Source organism: Marinobacterium nitratireducens, assembly GCF_014645375.1.
In the GTDB taxonomy this organism is placed as follows: domain Bacteria; phylum Pseudomonadota; class Gammaproteobacteria; order Pseudomonadales; family Balneatricaceae; genus Marinobacterium_A; species Marinobacterium_A nitratireducens.
The window spans coordinates 25,443-41,475 of sequence record NZ_BMLT01000020.1 but is presented as its reverse complement, the minus strand read 5'-3'; the positions used below and the strand labels follow the sequence as shown (position 1 = coordinate 41,475).

General features: G+C 64.6%; 14 protein-coding genes. 8 read left to right on the top strand and 6 right to left on the bottom strand.

Annotated features, from left to right (window positions below; genetic code table 11):
* Positions 1–15: 15 nt before the first annotated feature.
* Entirely contained in the window at positions 16–759 is a 744-nt protein-coding gene (locus tag IEX85_RS22800) for a sulfite exporter TauE/SafE family protein (RefSeq protein ID WP_188862947.1), read from the bottom strand.
* Positions 760–1,033: 274 nt separating this feature from the next.
* Between IEX85_RS22800 and IEX85_RS22795 the strand changes: the two genes are divergently transcribed.
* The gene (locus IEX85_RS22795) at positions 1,034–2,065 is read left to right on the top strand and encodes an NADP-dependent oxidoreductase (RefSeq protein WP_188862946.1); all 1,032 of its coding nucleotides are present in this window, start codon (positions 1,034–1,036) and stop codon (positions 2,063–2,065) included.
* A gap of 14 nt (positions 2,066–2,079) precedes the next feature.
* Here IEX85_RS22795 and IEX85_RS22790 read toward each other — a convergent pair whose 3' ends face one another.
* Both IEX85_RS22790 and IEX85_RS22785 read right to left on the bottom strand, forming a co-directional pair.
* Positions 2,080–3,714 (bottom strand): Na/Pi cotransporter family protein, encoded by a 1,635-nt coding sequence (locus tag IEX85_RS22790; RefSeq protein WP_188862945.1) that lies wholly within the window; start codon positions 3,712–3,714, stop codon positions 2,080–2,082.
* Between the two features lie 65 nt (positions 3,715–3,779).
* Positions 3,780–4,493, bottom strand: coding sequence for a ComF family protein (locus IEX85_RS22785; protein ID WP_268238110.1), 714 nt, complete (start codon positions 4,491–4,493; stop codon positions 3,780–3,782).
* A 102-nt stretch (positions 4,494–4,595) separates the two neighbouring features.
* Between IEX85_RS22785 and bioB the strand changes: the two genes are divergently transcribed.
* From bioB to bioD, 5 genes are all read left to right on the top strand, one after another.
* Positions 4,596–5,639: a biotin synthase BioB gene (gene bioB / locus IEX85_RS22780; RefSeq protein ID WP_188862943.1), complete on the top strand. Its 1,044-nt coding sequence runs from the start codon at positions 4,596–4,598 to the stop codon at positions 5,637–5,639.
* 3 nt (positions 5,640–5,642) lie between these two features.
* Complete coding sequence (gene bioF / locus IEX85_RS22775) at positions 5,643–6,809, top strand: 8-amino-7-oxononanoate synthase (RefSeq protein WP_188862942.1); 1,167 nt, start codon at positions 5,643–5,645, stop codon at positions 6,807–6,809.
* Entirely contained in the window at positions 6,806–7,582 is a 777-nt protein-coding gene (gene bioH, locus IEX85_RS22770; RefSeq protein WP_188862941.1) for a pimeloyl-ACP methyl ester esterase BioH, read from the top strand. The genes bioF and bioH overlap by 4 nt, the downstream gene beginning before the upstream one ends.
* Entirely contained in the window at positions 7,579–8,367 is a 789-nt protein-coding gene (gene bioC, locus IEX85_RS22765) for a malonyl-ACP O-methyltransferase BioC (RefSeq protein ID WP_188862940.1), read from the top strand. Before bioH ends, bioC begins: the two co-directional genes overlap by 4 nt.
* Before the next feature lie 230 nt (positions 8,368–8,597).
* A complete protein-coding gene (bioD, locus tag IEX85_RS22760) occupies positions 8,598–9,284 on the top strand; it encodes a dethiobiotin synthase (protein ID WP_188862939.1) in 687 nt (228 codons plus the stop codon).
* Between the two features lie 123 nt (positions 9,285–9,407).
* On the opposite strand, the gene IEX85_RS22755 is transcribed toward bioD, so the two are convergent.
* The 3 genes from IEX85_RS22755 to xseA all read right to left on the bottom strand — a co-directional run bounded on the left by IEX85_RS22755 (position 9,408) and on the right by xseA (position 12,317).
* Positions 9,408–10,172, bottom strand: a complete 765-nt coding sequence (locus IEX85_RS22755; protein ID WP_188862938.1) for an alpha/beta fold hydrolase — start codon at positions 10,170–10,172, stop codon at positions 9,408–9,410.
* A gap of 112 nt (positions 10,173–10,284) precedes the next feature.
* Positions 10,285–10,908 (bottom strand): BamJ family beta-barrel-assembly machinery protein, encoded by a 624-nt coding sequence (gene bamJ / locus IEX85_RS22750; protein ID WP_188862937.1) that lies wholly within the window; start codon positions 10,906–10,908, stop codon positions 10,285–10,287.
* 59 nt (positions 10,909–10,967) lie between these two features.
* On the bottom strand, positions 10,968–12,317 hold the full coding sequence (xseA, locus tag IEX85_RS22745; RefSeq protein ID WP_188862936.1) for an exodeoxyribonuclease VII large subunit: 1,350 nt from the start codon (positions 12,315–12,317) through the stop codon (positions 10,968–10,970).
* A gap of 558 nt (positions 12,318–12,875) precedes the next feature.
* Here xseA and guaB point away from each other — a divergent pair.
* Together guaB and guaA are read left to right on the top strand one after the other, a co-directional pair.
* Positions 12,876–14,345 carry an IMP dehydrogenase gene (gene guaB, locus IEX85_RS22740; protein ID WP_188862935.1) on the top strand — a complete coding sequence of 490 codons (1,470 nt, stop codon included), beginning with the start codon at positions 12,876–12,878 and terminating at the stop codon, positions 14,343–14,345.
* Between the two features lie 101 nt (positions 14,346–14,446).
* Positions 14,447–16,027, top strand: coding sequence for a glutamine-hydrolyzing GMP synthase (guaA, locus tag IEX85_RS22735; RefSeq protein ID WP_188862934.1), 1,581 nt, complete (start codon positions 14,447–14,449; stop codon positions 16,025–16,027).
* The last annotated feature ends 6 nt before the right edge of the window (positions 16,028–16,033 follow it).

The following is a 16,033-nucleotide window of genomic DNA, read 5'->3' as shown; positions in this document are numbered from 1 at the left end:
TTCTTCATAGGCTCCTTAGCCGAGGGCGTCGTAGTAAAGCTTGATGCCGGCCAGCAGCAGAAAGCCGTAACAGAGGTGATAAAACAGCTGCTGATTGATGCGGTGCTGCAGCCAGGCGCCGCTGAGCACACCCACCGGTGCGAATATCGCCAGCACGGCGGAGGTCAGCAACAGATCGCTGTTGAATTGTCCGAGCAGGGTATAGGGCACCAGCTTGATGTAATTGACGGCAGCGAAGAAGACGATGGTGGTGGCGATATAGTCCGCCTTTTCCAGCCGCAGGGGTAGCAGGTAGATGTTCAGTGGCGCACCGCCGGCGTGCACGCTGAAGCTGGTGAAACCGGCCAGCGAACCCCAGAGGCTGCCGCGAATTCTGCTGGGAGCCCGGGCCCCGCGACCGCGGCTGCGCAGGTAATAGTTGAGCGTGAAGAGGATGGCGATGGTACCGACGATAAGGCGGATATGGTCGTCGCTGAGATAGCGGAACGTCAGCGCGCCGAGAATGATACCGACCACTGCCGCGGGCAGCAGCACCCCGAGGCTGCTTTTGTCGCCCAGACCGCGATATTTCCAAAGTCCCACCAGGTCCATCAGGCACAGGATCGGCAGCATGATCGCTGCGGCGGTGGTCGGCGGCACGGCCAGCGCCATCAGCGGCACCGCGATCAGACCGAGTCCGCCGCCGAGGCCCCCTTTGGAGATGCCGACAATCAGTACCGCGGGTATCGAGACGAGATAGAAAAAAGGGTCCTGGATCATGGTGGCGTCCGTGTTCGGTGGCCTCGAAGGCCGTTGGGCTATTCGCTGCAGCCTGAAAGCAGGATCCATCCTTTTGGATAGCCCCCGGAGACGGCGCTCGGGTTACCTTTGTGCACTGACGCAGCGAGTATGCTTCACGGAGCCTGTCCGGCGCCGGCGCATTTCCTGTTGCCTGGTGCGCGCCCGAACCGGGCCGGGGAGTCCCCTGCCTGTCGTTCGATTCGCTGTTGGGTCCCGACAACCGCTTGTTCCTCCCACTGGAGACAGAAAGACGATGCAACAACATGCCTGGATCATCAACCATTTTGCGCAGGGCAGGCTCGAGGGCACCGAACTCGAGTGGGTCGAGCGTTCCGTTCCGGATCTGCAGCCGGGTGACGTGCTGATCCGGACGCTGATGCTGACGCTGGATCCGTCCAACCTGCTGTGGCTCAGCGAGGAGCCCGATTACCTGCCGCAACTCGAGATCGGCGATGTGATGCGGGGGCTGGTGCTCGGTCGCGTGGAGCAGTCGCGCCACCCCGGCCACAAGGTCGGCGACCTGGTGTTTGCCCTGCTTGGCTGGCAGCAGTACGCGGTGGTGAGGGGAGAGGCCTTGACGCCGGTGGAGGGGGCGGTTTCCTTCCACCCACACCCGGACATCCCGCTGGAGGCCTACGTATCGGCCCTGGGGCCGACCGGTTGGAGCGCTTACGTCGGGATGCGGCTGGTCGGCGAGGTCGGGGAAGGGGATGCGGTACTGGTGTCCGGTGCGGCCGGGGCGACCGGTCTGCAGGCCTGCCAGATCGCCAAAGCCTGCGGTGCGCGGGTCGTCGGTGTGGCCGGCGGCGAGAAAAAGTGCGCCATGCTGCAGCAGGAACTCGGCATCGACGGCTGCATCGACTACAAGGCCACCGATGATCTGTCCGCAGCCATGGCCCGGGCATTTCCGGACGGGATCGACCTGTACTTCGATAACGTCGGAGGACCGATGCTCGATGCTGCTCTCGAGAACATGGCGCTGCGCGGACGTATCGTTATCTCGGGCAGCATTTCGCAGTACCAGTCACATGGTGATCGGGAGAAGCTTTACGGCGTCAGGAACACCTTCATGCTGGCCAGCAAACGGTTGCGCATGGAGGGGTTCCTGATTCTTGACTACCTGGACCGGACCGGTGAGTTCATGCCGCAGCTCGAGTCCTGGTTGCTGTCGGGGGCGCTCAGGTATCGCAATACCCTGGTGCAGGGACTGGAAAACGCCCAGGCGGCACTGCCGCGGCTTTTTTCAGGCGACCACCTGGGCAAGCTGGTGATCGACTGCCGCTGAGTCCGCAGACGCGATCAGGCATGTCCGGCCGCTACCGACGGCTGGCGGCGTTGCAGCGGAATCATGCCACTCCAGTAGCTCGAAACCTTGCCGGCCTGTTCGTCGAGGCGGTGGATATGACTGAGGGCGTCGAGCAGGGCCACCGCGTCGTCTGGCTTCAGACGCCGAGCGGTGGTGGCTTGCAGAATCGTCCCCTTGAGACTTTGATACTGTTCCTCGATTTCGTTCAGCTGCCGGTGGGCATCGCTGGCATCGGTATCGGCGGCTGCGCTGATTTCGCAGGCATCGATCAGCGATACGCTGGCCTGGCGATACTCCAGAACCTGCTGTCGTACCGTCGGGTCGGCGATGTCGGTCAGCGCGTCCCAATACTCCGGCAACCGGCACGCCAGTCGACTGACCTCATTGAGGTAGCGGGCGATGCGCAGCGAGGTGGGCAGGATGATGCTGACTTCGCTGCTGAGGTCGTTTTCGGCGATCTTCTGGCAGTATCCGCCGATCTTACCGACCAGTCTGTCGACGCTCAGCTGCTCGGCCTGGAGGCGCTCGGTGTTGCCGCCGGGGCCGACGGCTTCCCGCGCCATGCGGCTGCAGATGGTATCCAGGCGTTGAATCTCCCGTGCCACCGCCTCCACCGCGAGGGTCGGCGTCTGCAGCAGGGTGTCGTCGAGAAAGCGTGCGCGCCCCTCGTCCTCCTCCTGGGTGCGGAAACGTTGCTTGAGGAAGGCGACCAGGCGGTCGGTCAGCGGCCAGAGCAGCGCCACCCCCATCAGGTTGAAGGTCGAGTGGAACACGGCCAGCAGTATCACCAGGTCGAAGCGGGTGGCGTCGATACGGTTGAGCCAGGACGACAGCAGCATCAGCAGTAACACGCCGACCGCGCCGGTAAGCAGGTTGAACAGCACATGGGCGCCGGCGATACGCTTGGCGTTGGCCGTGGCGCCGATCACCGCGATCATCGCGGTCGAGGTGGTGCCGACGTTGGCGCCGATGATCATGGCGGCGGCCGGGGCCAGCGGGATGACCCCGGAAGCGGTCAGCGACAGAGTCACGGCCATGGCGGCGGCCGAGGCCTGCATCAGGGTGGTCAGCGCGAAGCCCGCCAGCAGAAACAGCAGCAGCCCGATACCTTCGTAATCGAAGCCGCTGAGGTCTATGTGCTGCTCGAGACCAGCGAAGGCATCCTTGAGAATGCCAAGGCCGATAAAGAAGACGCCGAAGCCGGTCAGGGCGAAGCCCAGGTGACCGAGGCGGCGCCGGTCGCCGACCAGTTGCAGCAGCATGCCCAGTCCGATCAGCGGCAGTGCAAAAGCACTGATCTGAACGCGAAAGCCTATAAGCGCGATCAGCCAGCCGGTCATGGTGGTGCCGATATTGCATCCGTAGATCACGGCAACGGACTGGGACAGGCTCAGAAGGCCTGCGTTGACGAAGCCAATGGTCGCTACCGTGACCGCCGAGGAGGACTGCACCAGAGCGGTGATCAGCGTGCCGGAGGCCAGTCCGCGCCAGTGCGACCGTGTCGCCGAGCGCAGGATCTGCTTCAGGGCGGGGCCCGCGGCCTTGCGCAGGCCCTGGGTCATCAGGTGCATGCCGAGAAGAAAAAGACCGATTCCCCCGACCAGGTCGCCGAAAAGGGTGAACTCCATGTACTGCTCCCGACCACTGACACTTCGTAAGATTAGCAGGATCCCCGCTGCGAAGGCGCCGCCGCTCAGTCGCCCGGGGCCGGAGTGCGGGCCAGTACCCAGACGTCGATTCGGGCAACGCCCTGGCGCAGCAGCAGGTTGGCAATTTCGCTGACGGTGGTGCCAGTGGTCATGACGTCGTCGACCAGAGCCAGGTGTCGGTACGCCGGGCCGTTCCAGCAAAAGGCGCCTTTCAGGTTGCGCCGCCGCTCGGCGCCGGCAAGCGTCATCTGGTGGGGCGTGTCCCGGGGTTTGCCGAGGCTCTGCCGGTCCACCGCGATGTCCAGACGACGTCCGAGCCGGCGTGCCAGCAGCTCGGCCTGGTTGTAGCCGCGCCGTCGCAATCGCGCCGGCGCCAGCGGCACCGGCACCAGAATCTCGGGGCGCGGCGCCTCGCCAAGCTCCAGCGCCATGGCATCCGCCAGCCAGCCAAGGTTCTCTGGGCGGCTGTCGTACTTGATGCGCGGCAGCAACTGGTTGATCGGGAAAGCGTAGGCAAAGGCCGTTATGCAGCGTTCGAACGGCGGCGGTTTCTTCAGGCAGCGCCCGCACACCAGCGATTCGACGCCTGTCAGCGGCAGCGCGCAGCGTCGGCATGCCGGAGCGATCCGCGGCAGGTCCCGCAGACAGCCGGAGCAGAGTCCGGCCCGCTGCGCTGACTGCAGGCGGCAGAGAAAACAGTGTTGGTTAAAAAATATGCTGCAGTTCTCTCGTGAGAAAACCTTAGTTGACAGTTCCATCCGTCACCGTATGATGGGCTTTTGACCAGCGCGCCGCAGCGTTCACCGCATCCGTCGGTTGTCAGGCGGCGCCCGATAAATTTTTGACGGGAACCCGGGAAGATGCAAGATACGGCTGCGATTCGCCACGACTGGACCGAAGATGAGGTGCGGGCACTGTTCGAGCTGCCCTTCAACGATCTGCTGTTCCGTGCTCAGACGGTTCACCGCCAGCACTTCGACCCCAACGAGGTACAGGTCAGCACGCTGCTGTCGATCAAGACCGGCGCCTGCCCCGAAGACTGCAAGTACTGCCCGCAGAGCGGTCACTACAACACCGGCCTCGAGAAAGAACGTCTGATGCAGGTCGAGAAGGTGCTGGAAAAAGCGCGCGCCGCCAAGGCGTCGGGCTCCACCCGCTTCTGCATGGGCGCCGCCTGGAAACACCCGGCCGAGAAGGACATGCCCTACGTCATCGAGATGGTGAAGGGCGTCAAGGCGCTGGGACTCGAGACCTGCATGACCCTGGGGATGCTCGACCAGGACAAGGCCGGACGTCTGGCCGAAGCCGGTCTCGACTACTACAACCACAACCTCGATACCTCGCCCGAGTTCTACGACAAGATCATCACCACCCGCAGCTACCAGGACCGTCTCGATACCCTGCACCACGTGCGCGAATCGGGCATGAAGATCTGCAGCGGCGGTATCCTCGGCATGGGCGAAACCGCCACCGACCGCATCGGTCTGCTGCGCCAGCTGGCGAATCTGCCGCAGCATCCGGAGTCGGTGCCGATCAACATGCTGGTCAAGGTCAAGGGCACGCCGCTGGAGAATGCCGAGGACCTCGACAGGTTCGATTTCATCCGCACCATCGCCGTCGCCCGCATCATGATGCCGGCGTCCCACGTGCGCCTGTCCGCCGGCCGCGAGCAGATGAGCGACGAGATGCAGGCGATGACCTTCTTCGCCGGCGCCAACTCCATCTTTTACGGCGAGTGCCTGCTGACAACGCCGAACCCGGAAACCCACCGGGACCTGCAGCTGTTCAGGCGTCTGGGTATCAATCCGGAGCAGCGCATCTCGGATGCCGACGATACCCAGGAGCAGGCGATCATGCGCGACCTGCAGGCCGAGCAGGACAGCGCCCGCTTCTACGAAGCCTGATCCATGTCATTCGACGAGCTCAGGGCCGAACTCGAACAGCGTCAGTCGGCCTCCCTGTATCGCCGCCGCCGGGTGCTCGAAAGCGCCCAGGGGACGGAGGTGCAGGTCGACGGACGGCGTTATCTGGCGTTCTGCTCCAACGATTATCTGGGGCTTGCCAATCACCCGGAGGTGATCCGCGCCATGCACGAGGGCGCGGAACGTTTCGGGGTTGGCGGCGGCGCCTCGCACCTGGTCAACGGCCACAGCGCTGCGCACCATGCGCTGGAAGAGGCGCTGGCCGAGTTTACCGGCCGCGAGCGCGTGCTGCTGTTCTCCACCGGTTATATGGCCAATCTCGGCGCCATCAATGCGTTGCTGGACAAGCGGGACGCGGTCTACCAGGACCGCCTCAATCACGCTTCACTGCTGGACGCCGGCCTGCTCAGCGGTGCCCGTTTTCAGCGTTACCTGCACAATGACGCCGACAGTCTGGCGCAGAAGCTCGAACGGACCTCCGCCCGCCGCCGCCTGGTGGTCACGGACGGGGTCTTCAGCATGGACGGCGACCTCGCCGACCTGCCTGCTCTGAGTAGCGTCACCCGCGAGCGCGGTGGCTGGCTGATGGTCGACGACGCTCACGGCTTCGGTTGCCTGGGCCGGGGCGGGCGCGGCATCGTCGACCATTTCGGCCTCGGTCAGGACGAGGTGCCGGTACTGGTCGGAACTCTCGGCAAGGCGTTCGGCACCGCAGGCGCCTTCGTCGCCGGCTCCGACGACCTGATCGAGACCCTGATCCAGTTCGCCCGCACCTACATCTACACCACCAGCATGCCGCCGGCGGTCGCCTGGGCGACGCTTGCAAGCCTGCGTCTGCTGGAGCGGGAGGACTGGCGCCGCGACCGGCTCGCTTCTCTGATCCGGCGCTTTCGCGACGGCTGCTCCGGGTTGGGGCTCGAGCTGATGGACTCGCCGACCCCGATCCAGCCGGTACTGGTGGGCGAGAGCGACCGGGCACTGGCGATCAGCGCCGCGCTGGAGGAGCAGGGCATCTTCGTCACCGCGATTCGGCCGCCGACGGTCCCAGCCGGCGGCGCCCGGCTGCGCGTGACCCTGAGCGCAGAACATAATGAAGAACAGGTCGATCGGCTGCTGGATGCACTCGACGGTGCGCGGGGAGCTGCGGCATGAGACTGCATAGCGAACGCAGCGCCTGCAGCGGCGAGTGCGGCGGCCCGACACTGGTGCTGCTGCACGGCTGGGGTCTTGGCAGCGATGTCTGGGCGCCTTTGCTGGAGCCGCTGCAACCGCATTTCGAGATCCTGCGCTTCGACCTGCCGGGCCTTGGCCGCTCGGCTGAATTTCCGACGCCCTACCGGCTCGAAAGCGTTGCCGCTGCGGTGCTGGAGCAGGTGCCCGAGTCGGCGATCTGGCTGGGCTGGTCGCTCGGCGGACTGGTCGCGGCTGAAGCCGCCCGCCAGGCGCCGCACCGGGTGCGGGGGCTGGTGACGGTGGCCTCGAATCCCTGCTTCGTCGCCCGTGCCGACTGGCCCTGCGCCATGGCCCCGGAGGTCTTCGACGATTTCGTTGCGCGGCTCGATGCAGACCCCGCGCGTACCCTCGGCAGTTTTGCAATGCTGCAGACCCAGGGCGCCCTGGGCGCCCGCGCGTCGTTGCGCCTGCTGAAAACGCTGATCGCATCGCTCGAACCGAGCGCGCTGGCACCGGCGCTGCAGCTGCTGGCCGAGGACCGCCGGGAGACGCTGGCGCAACTCGAGCTGCCGATGCTGCACGTTTTCGGTGCCGAAGACCGGCTGGTGCCCGCTGCGATTGTCGAGCGGCTGGGCGCGCAGCTGCCGCACGCAAGCCTGCGCTGTTACGAGGGCGCCGGACATCTGCCGTTTCATTCCCATGCGGATCGCTTTTGCGAGGATCTGCGCCAGTTTGCCGGAGGCCTTCGATGAATGCCGCGCTGCTCGACAAGCACCGTATTGCCGATTCCTTTTCCCGGGCTGCGCTGAGCTACGACGATGCCGCCGAGTTGCAGCGCGAGGTCGGTCACCGGCTGCTGGCGCGCATGCCCGGAAGCGAACCCCGCAGATTGCTGGATCTGGGATCCGGCACCGGCTATTTCACGCCGCTGCTGCGCTCGCGCTATCGCGACAGCACCCTGGTCAGCCTGGACCTGGCGCATGGCATGCTCGACTATGCTCGCCGCAACCGTCCGGATGCGCGCGGCGCCTGGGTGTGCGGCGACGCCGAGCAGCTGCCGCTGGCGGACGGCTCGCTGGATCTGGTGTTTTCGAGTCTGGCGATTCAGTGGTGCGAGCAGCCCCACCGGCTGTTCGACGAAATCGCCCGGGTGCTCAAGCCGGGCGGTCGCTTCCTGGCGGCCACCCTGGGGCCGGACACTCTGCATGAGCTGCGCGATGCCTGGGCGCAGGTTGACGGTCATACCCACGTCAACCGGTTCCTGCCGCGCACCGCCCTCGAGCGTGCGATACCCCGGGCACTGGGTGTTCGCGCCTTCGATATCGAGCGTCAGGTGCTGCTGTACCCCGAGCTGCGCCAGTTGACCCAGAGTCTCAAGGGTATCGGCGCTCACAACATGAACCAGGGTCAGCCGACCGGTCTCACGGGCCGGGCGCGGATACAGGCCTTCCGCGAGGCCTACGAGGCGCAGCGCACTGCCGACGGCCTGCTGCCGGCGACCTACGAAGTGTATTACCTGGATATTGAAAAAACGTAGGATGGGTGGAGCGATGCATCGGCACCGGTCTCGACGGTTTGCCGATATCACGGGCATCGCGTAACCGCCATGGACGGCGGAAATCCTTAAAACGCAGGAGCAGTTTTAAGGGAACCCATCATATCGCTCGTATTGCGGATCGATTGATTGCAGGCGGCACGGAAATTAATGGTGTTGGGTTACACCCCTTCGGGCCTCCACCCAACCTACAACGGACGATCGAACAGCTCATGGCAAAGCAAAACTTCTTTATCGCCGGCACCGATACCGACGCCGGCAAGACCCTGGTGTCCACCGGCATCCTCGAGTGGGGCAATCGTCAGGGGCTGCGTACCATCGGCCTCAAGCCGGTGGCGGCGGGCTGCGACGAAACCGCGGAGGGCTTGCGCAACTCCGATGCGCTGCTGCTGCAGGCGTCGGCATCGGTCGAGCTGAGCTACGACCAGGTCAACCCCGTGGCGCTGTTACCGCCGATCGCACCGCATATCGCCGCGGCTCAGGCCGGCCGCAGCCTGTCTGCGGACCGGCTGGCGGCACTCTGTCGCGGTAGCATGATGAAACCGGCGGACCTGCTGCTGGTGGAAGGCGCCGGCGGCTGGCGGGTGCCGCTGAACGAGCGCGAGATGCTTTCGGGCGTGCCGCGGCTGCTGAACCTTCCGGTGATCCTGGTGGTGGGCATGAAGCTTGGCTGCCTCAACCACGCACTGCTGACAGCCGAGGCCATCGCCCGCGACGGTCTCAGGGTTGCCGGCTGGGTGGCCAACCGGATCGATCCGGACATGAGCTGCTATGCCGAGAACCTCGCCACCCTCGAAGGCTTCTTCCGCGCTCCGCTGCTGGGCGAGATTCCGCACCTGGCCGAGCCCACGGCCGCGGTAGCGGCGGATTACCTGGACTTGAGACCGTTGCTGAATTGACGGTAGCGGCTGTAGGAGCTCGCTCTGCGAGCGAACGACGGAGAGGTTCGCTTCGCTCACCGGCACCCTACAGGGCGTCGGACGTCGTAGGGCACCTTGAGCGGTAGCGAAAGGTGCCGTTTATTACGATGCCTGCAGAAAACTCCGTATCAAGCGGGTCATCAAGGCAGGCTTCTCAGCGTGCGGCCAGTGACCGGCGCCGTCGATGACCTTGTAGCCGGCATTCGGGAAGAGGGCGAGCAGGGCGTCGCGGTGCTCGGCGCGCATGTAGTCCGAGGTGCCGCCCTTGATAAACAGGGTGGGGCCTGTGAATGGCTTGCCTTGCGGTGCGGCGCTGATGCCGGCGTAGCCGTCGTGCAGACCCTGCAGATTGATGCGCCAGGCGAAGCGGCCGGCGTCGTTGCGATAGAGGTTGCGCAGCAGGAAGGCGCGCACCATCGGGTCCGTAACCCGCGGGGCGAGCTGCCTGTCGGCGTCGCTGCGTGATTTAAGGCTGTCGAGGTCGACGGAGAAGAGTCCTGCGAAGACATCATCGTGGTGGTGCGGGTACTGCACCGGTGCGATATCCACCACGATCAGGCGTTCGACCCGCTCCGGATGCTGCAGCGCCAGCTGCATTGCCGCCTTGCCGCCCATCGAGTGGCCCAGCACCAGCACCTGGTCCAGTCCCAGGTCGTCCAGCAGCTCGACCAGGTCTGCGGCCATTGCCGGATAGCTCATCTCGTCGTTGTGGGGCGAGCGGCCATGATTGCGCAGGTCGACGCTGATGACGCGGTACTCGTCGGCCAGCGCCTTGGCCTGGCTGGCCCAGTTGTCGAGGTTGCCGAACAGGCCGTGCAGGATCAGCAGCGGCCGGCCCTGACCCTGGATCTGGTGGTGCAGTTTCATGTCAGTTCCGCAATCTGGGTCGATTAACCTTGTGTTGGGTTGCGGCCCTTCGGGCCTCCACCCAACCTACGTGGGTAGGTTGGGTGGAGCGCAGCGTAACCCAACAACGGCGTTACAGGATTTCGAGCAGCTCGACGTCGAAGACGAGGGTCGAGTAGGGCGGGATGCCGCCCGGCGATCCCTGGGCGCCGTAGGCCAGGTTGTACGGCACGTACAGACGCCACTTGGCGCCCTTGCTCATCAGCTGCAGGGCTTCGGTCCAGCCGGCGATGACGCCGCCGACCGGGAATTCAGCCGGCTGGCCGCGGTCGTAGGAGCTGTCGAATACCTTGCCGTCGATGAAAGTGCCGTGGTAGTGGGTCCGGACCTTGGAGTCGCGGCCCGGGCGGTCGCCGCCGTCGCCGTCCTGGATCACTTCGTACTGCAGGCCGGATTCCAGCACCACGACGCCGTCGCGTTTGGCGTTCTCTTCCAGAAAGGCGGTGCCGGCGGCGGACATTTCCTTGGCCTCGACTTCCTTCTGCTCGCGGATGCGGCGGTTGATTTCAGTAAAGGCGGTCTGGATGTCTTCTACCTGCACGCGCAGTGCCAGGTTGTTGTAGGCATCCTTGATGCCGGCCGCGACCGCGTCGAGGTCGAGGCCGTCGAAGCCGCCCTGGGCGAGCTGGTCGCCCATCTGACGGCCGATGCCGTAGCTGGCGTGTTGTTCGAGAGTGTCGAGTTTCGGTTCAGACATCGTTTGCTCTGTGTTGGCTTGGGTGAATGGAAAAAGCGCAGGCTATCACAGGGGCCCGGTCATTGCTCGTCGTGGGCCTGGGTTTCGGTGACCTGGCTGCGCAAACTGCCGCGTGCCAGGCGGGTCTCGATGATATCGCCGGCGGCGACCTGGCTTGCGTCCTCGATCACGCGGCCCTGCGTATCCTGCACGATGGCGTAGCCCCGTTCCAGGGTGGCGAGGGGACTGACGGCGTTGAGCTGGCCGGCCAGCGCCGCGCTGCGCAGGCGCTTGTCGTGCAGCAGATGGCGCATCTGACGCTCGAGCTGCTGGCGCAGGCCGTCGAGCTGCTGGCGCTGGCGCAGCAGCTGGCGCTCCGGCCGGATCTGCCGCAGCCGCGCCTGCTGGCGCGCGAGACGCTCACGCCGCTCCCTGAGCAGCCGTAGCGTGGCCTGGCGCAGACGCAGCTCCAGTTCGTCGAGGCGCTGGCTGCGCTCGCGCAGCCGGTCGCCCGGATGGCGCAGCCGGCTCTGCAATGCCAGCACCCGCTCGCGGCCCTGGCCGATCTGCAGTCTCAGGCGATCCTGCAGGCGCTGGCGGGCCTGGTCGAGCCGCTGCTGCAGCGCCCGGACATCGGGACTCAGCAGTTCGGCGGCCGCGGAAGGGGTGGGGGCGCGGACATCGGCGACGAAATCGGCGATCGAAACATCGGTTTCGTGCCCCACGGCGCTGACCACCGGAATGCGGCTGGCATGGATAGCGCGGGCGACGCGCTCGTCGTTGAACGGCCAGAGGTCCTCCAGCGAGCCACCGCCGCGGCCGACGATCAGCACATCGCATTCGGCGTGACGCTGCGCCAGATGCAGGGCGCGTACGATGCCGGGTGCCGCCTCGTCACCCTGTACCGCAGTGGGGTAGAGGGTCACCGGCAGCCCCGGGAAGCGACGTCGCAGCACGCTGAGGATGTCGTGTATGGCGGCGCCGCTGGGCGAGGTGACCACGCCGAGGTGGCGCGGATGCGCCGGCAGCGGTTGCTTGTGCTCCGGTGCGAACAGGCCTTCGCGCTGGAGCCGGAACTTGAGCTCCTCGAAGGCCTGCTGCAGGCGGCCGGTGCCGCTTTCTTCCATGAATTCGCCGATCAGCTGGAATTCGCCGCGCCCCTCGTAAAGCGAGACCCGCGCGCGCAGCACCACCTGGTCGCCGTCCTTGGGCCGGTATTTCAGGAACTGGTTGCGATTGCGAAACATGGCGCAGCGCACCTGGGCGCGCTCGTCCTTCAGCGTGAAGTACCAGTGCCCGGAGCTCGGGCGGACGAAGTTGGAGATCTCCCCCTGCACCTGGATCAGCATGAAGGAGCTTTCGAGCAGCGATTTAACCTGGCGGTTCAGCTCGGAAACGGTAAAGGCGTGGGCTTGGGCAGCAATGGTCATGACGGCATAGTAAGGAGGTCGTGCCGTAAAGGAAAGAGGCACGGACCGGAGTGTGGGTCTAGCGATGCAATGGCACTAGCTGACAAATTACTTCGACAGGTTGGGCATCGCGTAACCCGCAATATCGATCGCAGGTAGGATGGGACAAGCGATGCATCGGCACAGACGCATCGCCTCCGCGTCGTTCGGGCATCGCGGCCCCATCATATCGATCGCAGTACAGATCGATTGGCGTCGGTTGGCATTGTGCCGCCCGAAGCTCCCCTTGTTGGGTTACGGGCCTTCGGCACTCCACCCAACCTACAACAGCGCAGAGAGCGTAACCCGCAATATCGATCGTATTACAGATCGATTGGCGTCGGTCGGCATTGTGCCGCCCCGAAACTCCCCTTGTTGGGTTACGCGGCTGCGCCGCTAGACCCAACCTACGAAAAGCGGGTCGAAAAGCCGGCCCGACAGTCCCCGATCTGTAACAAGTATTTTGTACTTCCACAATAGTCTTCTGTATAATGTCGCGTTTAATTTTTCACCCACACGACCTTATGGGCTGCCACTAAAATGCTACGAATCGTTGAAGAAGCGCTCACTTTTGATGATGTTCTGCTGGTGCCGGGCTACTCCGACGTGCTGCCCAAGGATGTGTCGCTGAAAACCCGCCTCACCAAGGGACTGGAGCTGAACATTCCGCTGGTATCGGCGGCGATGGATACCGTTACCGAAGCGCGCCTGGCGATCACCATGGCGCAGGAAGGCGGCATCGGCATCATCCACAAGAACATGACCATCGAGCAGCAGGCCGATGAAGTACGCAAGGTCAAGAAATTCGAAGCAGGCATCGTCAACGACCCTGTGACCTGCACCTCCGACATGACCGTTGGCGAGCTTCGCGAACTGTCCGAGCGTCTGACCTATTCCGGCTTTCCGGTGGTCGACGATGGTGAGCTGGTCGGTATCGTCACCAGCCGCGATGTGCGTTTCGAACAGTACCTGGACGAAAAGGTCTCCACCATTATGACGCCGAAGGAGCGTCTGGTGACCGTCAAGGAAGGCGCGGATCCCGAGAAGGTACGCAACCTGCTGCGCAAGCACCGCATCGAGCGCATCCTGGTGGTCGACGACAACGGCAAGCTGACCGGGATGATGACCGTCAAGGACATGTTCAAGGCCAAGGCCTATCCGAATGCGGCCAAGGATAATCGCGGTCGTCTGGTGGTCGGCGCCGCCGTCGGCACCGGTGCCGACACTCCCGACCGGGTCAAGGCGCTGGTCGAGGCCGGGGTCGATGTCATTATCGTCGATACCGCGCACGGTCACTCCAAGGGCGTGATTGATCGCGTTGCCTGGGTCAAGCAGAACTTCCCGCAGGTCCAGGTGGTGGGCGGCAACATCGCCACCGCAGAGGCCGCGATCGCGCTGGCCGACGCCGGCGCCGATGGCGTCAAGGTCGGCATCGGCCCGGGCTCCATCTGCACCACCCGTATCGTTGCCGGTATCGGTGTACCGCAGATCAGTGCCGTCGCCAACGTGGCGGCCGCGATGAACGAGCGTGGCGTGCCGGTTATCGCCGACGGCGGCATCCGCTTCTCCGGCGACGTGGCCAAGGCCGTGGCCGCAGGCGCGTCGGCAATCATGGTCGGTTCTATGCTGGCCGGTACCGATGAGGCGCCGGGCGAGGTCGAGCTGTTCCAGGGCCGGGCATTCAAATCCTACCGTGGCATGGGCTCGCTCGGTGCCATGGCGCAGAGCACCGGCTCCTCCGACCGCTACTTCCAGGATGCCTCCAAGGGCGTCGAGAAGCTGGTGCCGGAAGGTATCGAGGGTCGCGTCCCCTGCAAGGGCCCGGTCGCCGGTGTCGTGCACCAGCTGATGGGCGGTCTGAGGGCGTCCATGGGTTATACCGGCAGCGCCAGCGTCGACGACATGCGCACCAAACCGAAATTCGTTCGCATCACCAACGCGGGCATGAGCGAAAGCCACGTGCATGATGTGAGCATCACCAAGGAAGCGCCGAACTATCGTATCGGTTGAGTCCGAACATTCTCCGATAAATGGGGTGGTTGCTGACCGCTCCGTTTTTTTTTTGCTGGTCGCAATCAGAAGCAGCCGGCATCCGGTGGAGACACTGACGAATGACACAAGATATTCACGCACAACGGATCCTGATCCTGGACTTCGGCTCACAGTACACGCAGCTTATTGCGCGTCGCGTTCGCGAGCTTGGCGTCTACAGCGAGATCCATCCCTGGGATATGGACGAGGCGGCAATCCGCGAGTTCGCCCCCAAGGGCATTATCCTCGCAGGCGGCCCGGAATCGGTGACCGAGTTCGACTCGCCGCGCGCGCCCAAGGCGGTGTTCGAGATGGGCATTCCTGTGCTGGGTATCTGCTACGGCATGCAGACCATGGCCGAGCAGCTCGGCGGCAAGGTCGAGAGCTCCGACAAGCGCGAGTTCGGTTACGCCAAGGTGCGCCTGGCGGACAGCCCGAGCCGTCTGCTGGAGGGTATCGAGGACCATCTGGCCAACAACGGCGCGCTGCTGCTGGACGTCTGGATGAGCCATGGCGACAAGGTCACCGTGATGCCGGAGGGCTTCTCGGTCATTGCCTCGACTGACTCGGCGCCGGTTGCGGCGATGTGCGACCCCAAGCGCAAGCTGTACGCGGTGCAGTTCCACCCCGAGGTGACCCACACCAAGCAGGGCGGCCGTATCCTCGAGCGCTTCGTCAAGGAAATCAGCGGTACCGACGGCCTCTGGACGGCTGCCAACATCATCAGCGACCTGATCGAGAAGGTGCGCCAGCAGGTCGGTGACAGCAAAGTGCTGCTGGGCCTCTCAGGCGGTGTCGATTCCTCGGTCGTGGCGGCACTGCTGCACCAGGCGATCGGCGACCAGCTGACCTGCGTCTTCGTCGACAACGGCCTGCTGCGCAAGGACGAGGGCGATCACGTCATGGACATGTTCGCCAAGAACATGGGCGTGCGGGTGATTCGCGCCGATGCCGAGGACAAGTTCCTCGGTCGCCTCGAGGGCATCAACGATCCGGAGCAGAAGCGCAAGCTGATCGGCAACACCTTCATCGAAGTGTTCGACGAAGAGGCGGCGAAGATGACGGACGTCCGCTTCCTCGCCCAGGGTACCATCTACCCGGACGTGATCGAGTCCGCCGCCGCCAAGACCGGCAAGGCACACGTGATCAAGTCGCACCACAACGTCGGTGGTCTGCCGGAAGACATGCAGTTCGAGCTGGTCGAGCCGCTGCGCGAGCTGTTCAAGGACGAAGTGCGCAAGATCGGCCTGGAGCTGGGCCTGCCGTACGACATGGTCTACCGTCACCCGTTCCCGGGTCCGGGTCTGGGCGTGCGTATCCTCGGCGAGGTGAAGAAGGAGTACGCCGACATCCTGCGCGAAGCGGACGCCATCTTCATCGAAGAGCTGCATCGCTTCGACTGGTACCACAAGACCAGCCAGGCGTTCGCGGTCTTCCTGCCGGTGAAATCCGTGGGTGTCGTCGGCGACGGCCGTCGCTACGAGTACGTCATCGCGCTGCGTGCCGTCGAAACCATCGACTTCATGACCGCGCGCTGGGCGCACCTGCCGTACGAGCTGCTGGAAACCGTATCCAGCCGTATCATCAACGAGATATCGCAGGTCTCCCGCGTCACCTACGACGTATCGAGCAAGCCGCCGGCGACCATCGAGTGGGAGTGATGTAAC

Bases quoted from the DNA above. Each gene is read 5' to 3' on its own strand.
- IEX85_RS22800 (WP_188862947.1), bottom strand. From the start codon at position 759: ATGATCCAGGACCCTTTTTTCTATCTCGTCTCGATACCCGCGGTACTG.
- IEX85_RS22795 (WP_188862946.1), top strand. From the start codon at position 1,034: ATGCAACAACATGCCTGGATCATCAACCATTTTGCGCAGGGCAGGCTC.
- IEX85_RS22790 (WP_188862945.1), bottom strand. From the start codon at position 3,714: ATGGAGTTCACCCTTTTCGGCGACCTGGTCGGGGGAATCGGTCTTTTT.
- IEX85_RS22785 (WP_268238110.1), bottom strand. From the start codon at position 4,493: ATGGAACTGTCAACTAAGGTTTTCTCACGAGAGAACTGCAGCATATTT.
- bioB (WP_188862943.1), top strand. From the start codon at position 4,596: ATGCAAGATACGGCTGCGATTCGCCACGACTGGACCGAAGATGAGGTG.
- bioF (WP_188862942.1), top strand. From the start codon at position 5,643: ATGTCATTCGACGAGCTCAGGGCCGAACTCGAACAGCGTCAGTCGGCC.
- bioH (WP_188862941.1), top strand. From the start codon at position 6,806: ATGAGACTGCATAGCGAACGCAGCGCCTGCAGCGGCGAGTGCGGCGGC.
- bioC (WP_188862940.1), top strand. From the start codon at position 7,579: ATGAATGCCGCGCTGCTCGACAAGCACCGTATTGCCGATTCCTTTTCC.
- bioD (WP_188862939.1), top strand. From the start codon at position 8,598: ATGGCAAAGCAAAACTTCTTTATCGCCGGCACCGATACCGACGCCGGC.
- IEX85_RS22755 (WP_188862938.1), bottom strand. From the start codon at position 10,172: ATGAAACTGCACCACCAGATCCAGGGTCAGGGCCGGCCGCTGCTGATC.
- bamJ (WP_188862937.1), bottom strand. From the start codon at position 10,908: ATGTCTGAACCGAAACTCGACACTCTCGAACAACACGCCAGCTACGGC.
- xseA (WP_188862936.1), bottom strand. From the start codon at position 12,317: ATGACCATTGCTGCCCAAGCCCACGCCTTTACCGTTTCCGAGCTGAAC.
- guaB (WP_188862935.1), top strand. From the start codon at position 12,876: ATGCTACGAATCGTTGAAGAAGCGCTCACTTTTGATGATGTTCTGCTG.
- guaA (WP_188862934.1), top strand. From the start codon at position 14,447: ATGACACAAGATATTCACGCACAACGGATCCTGATCCTGGACTTCGGC.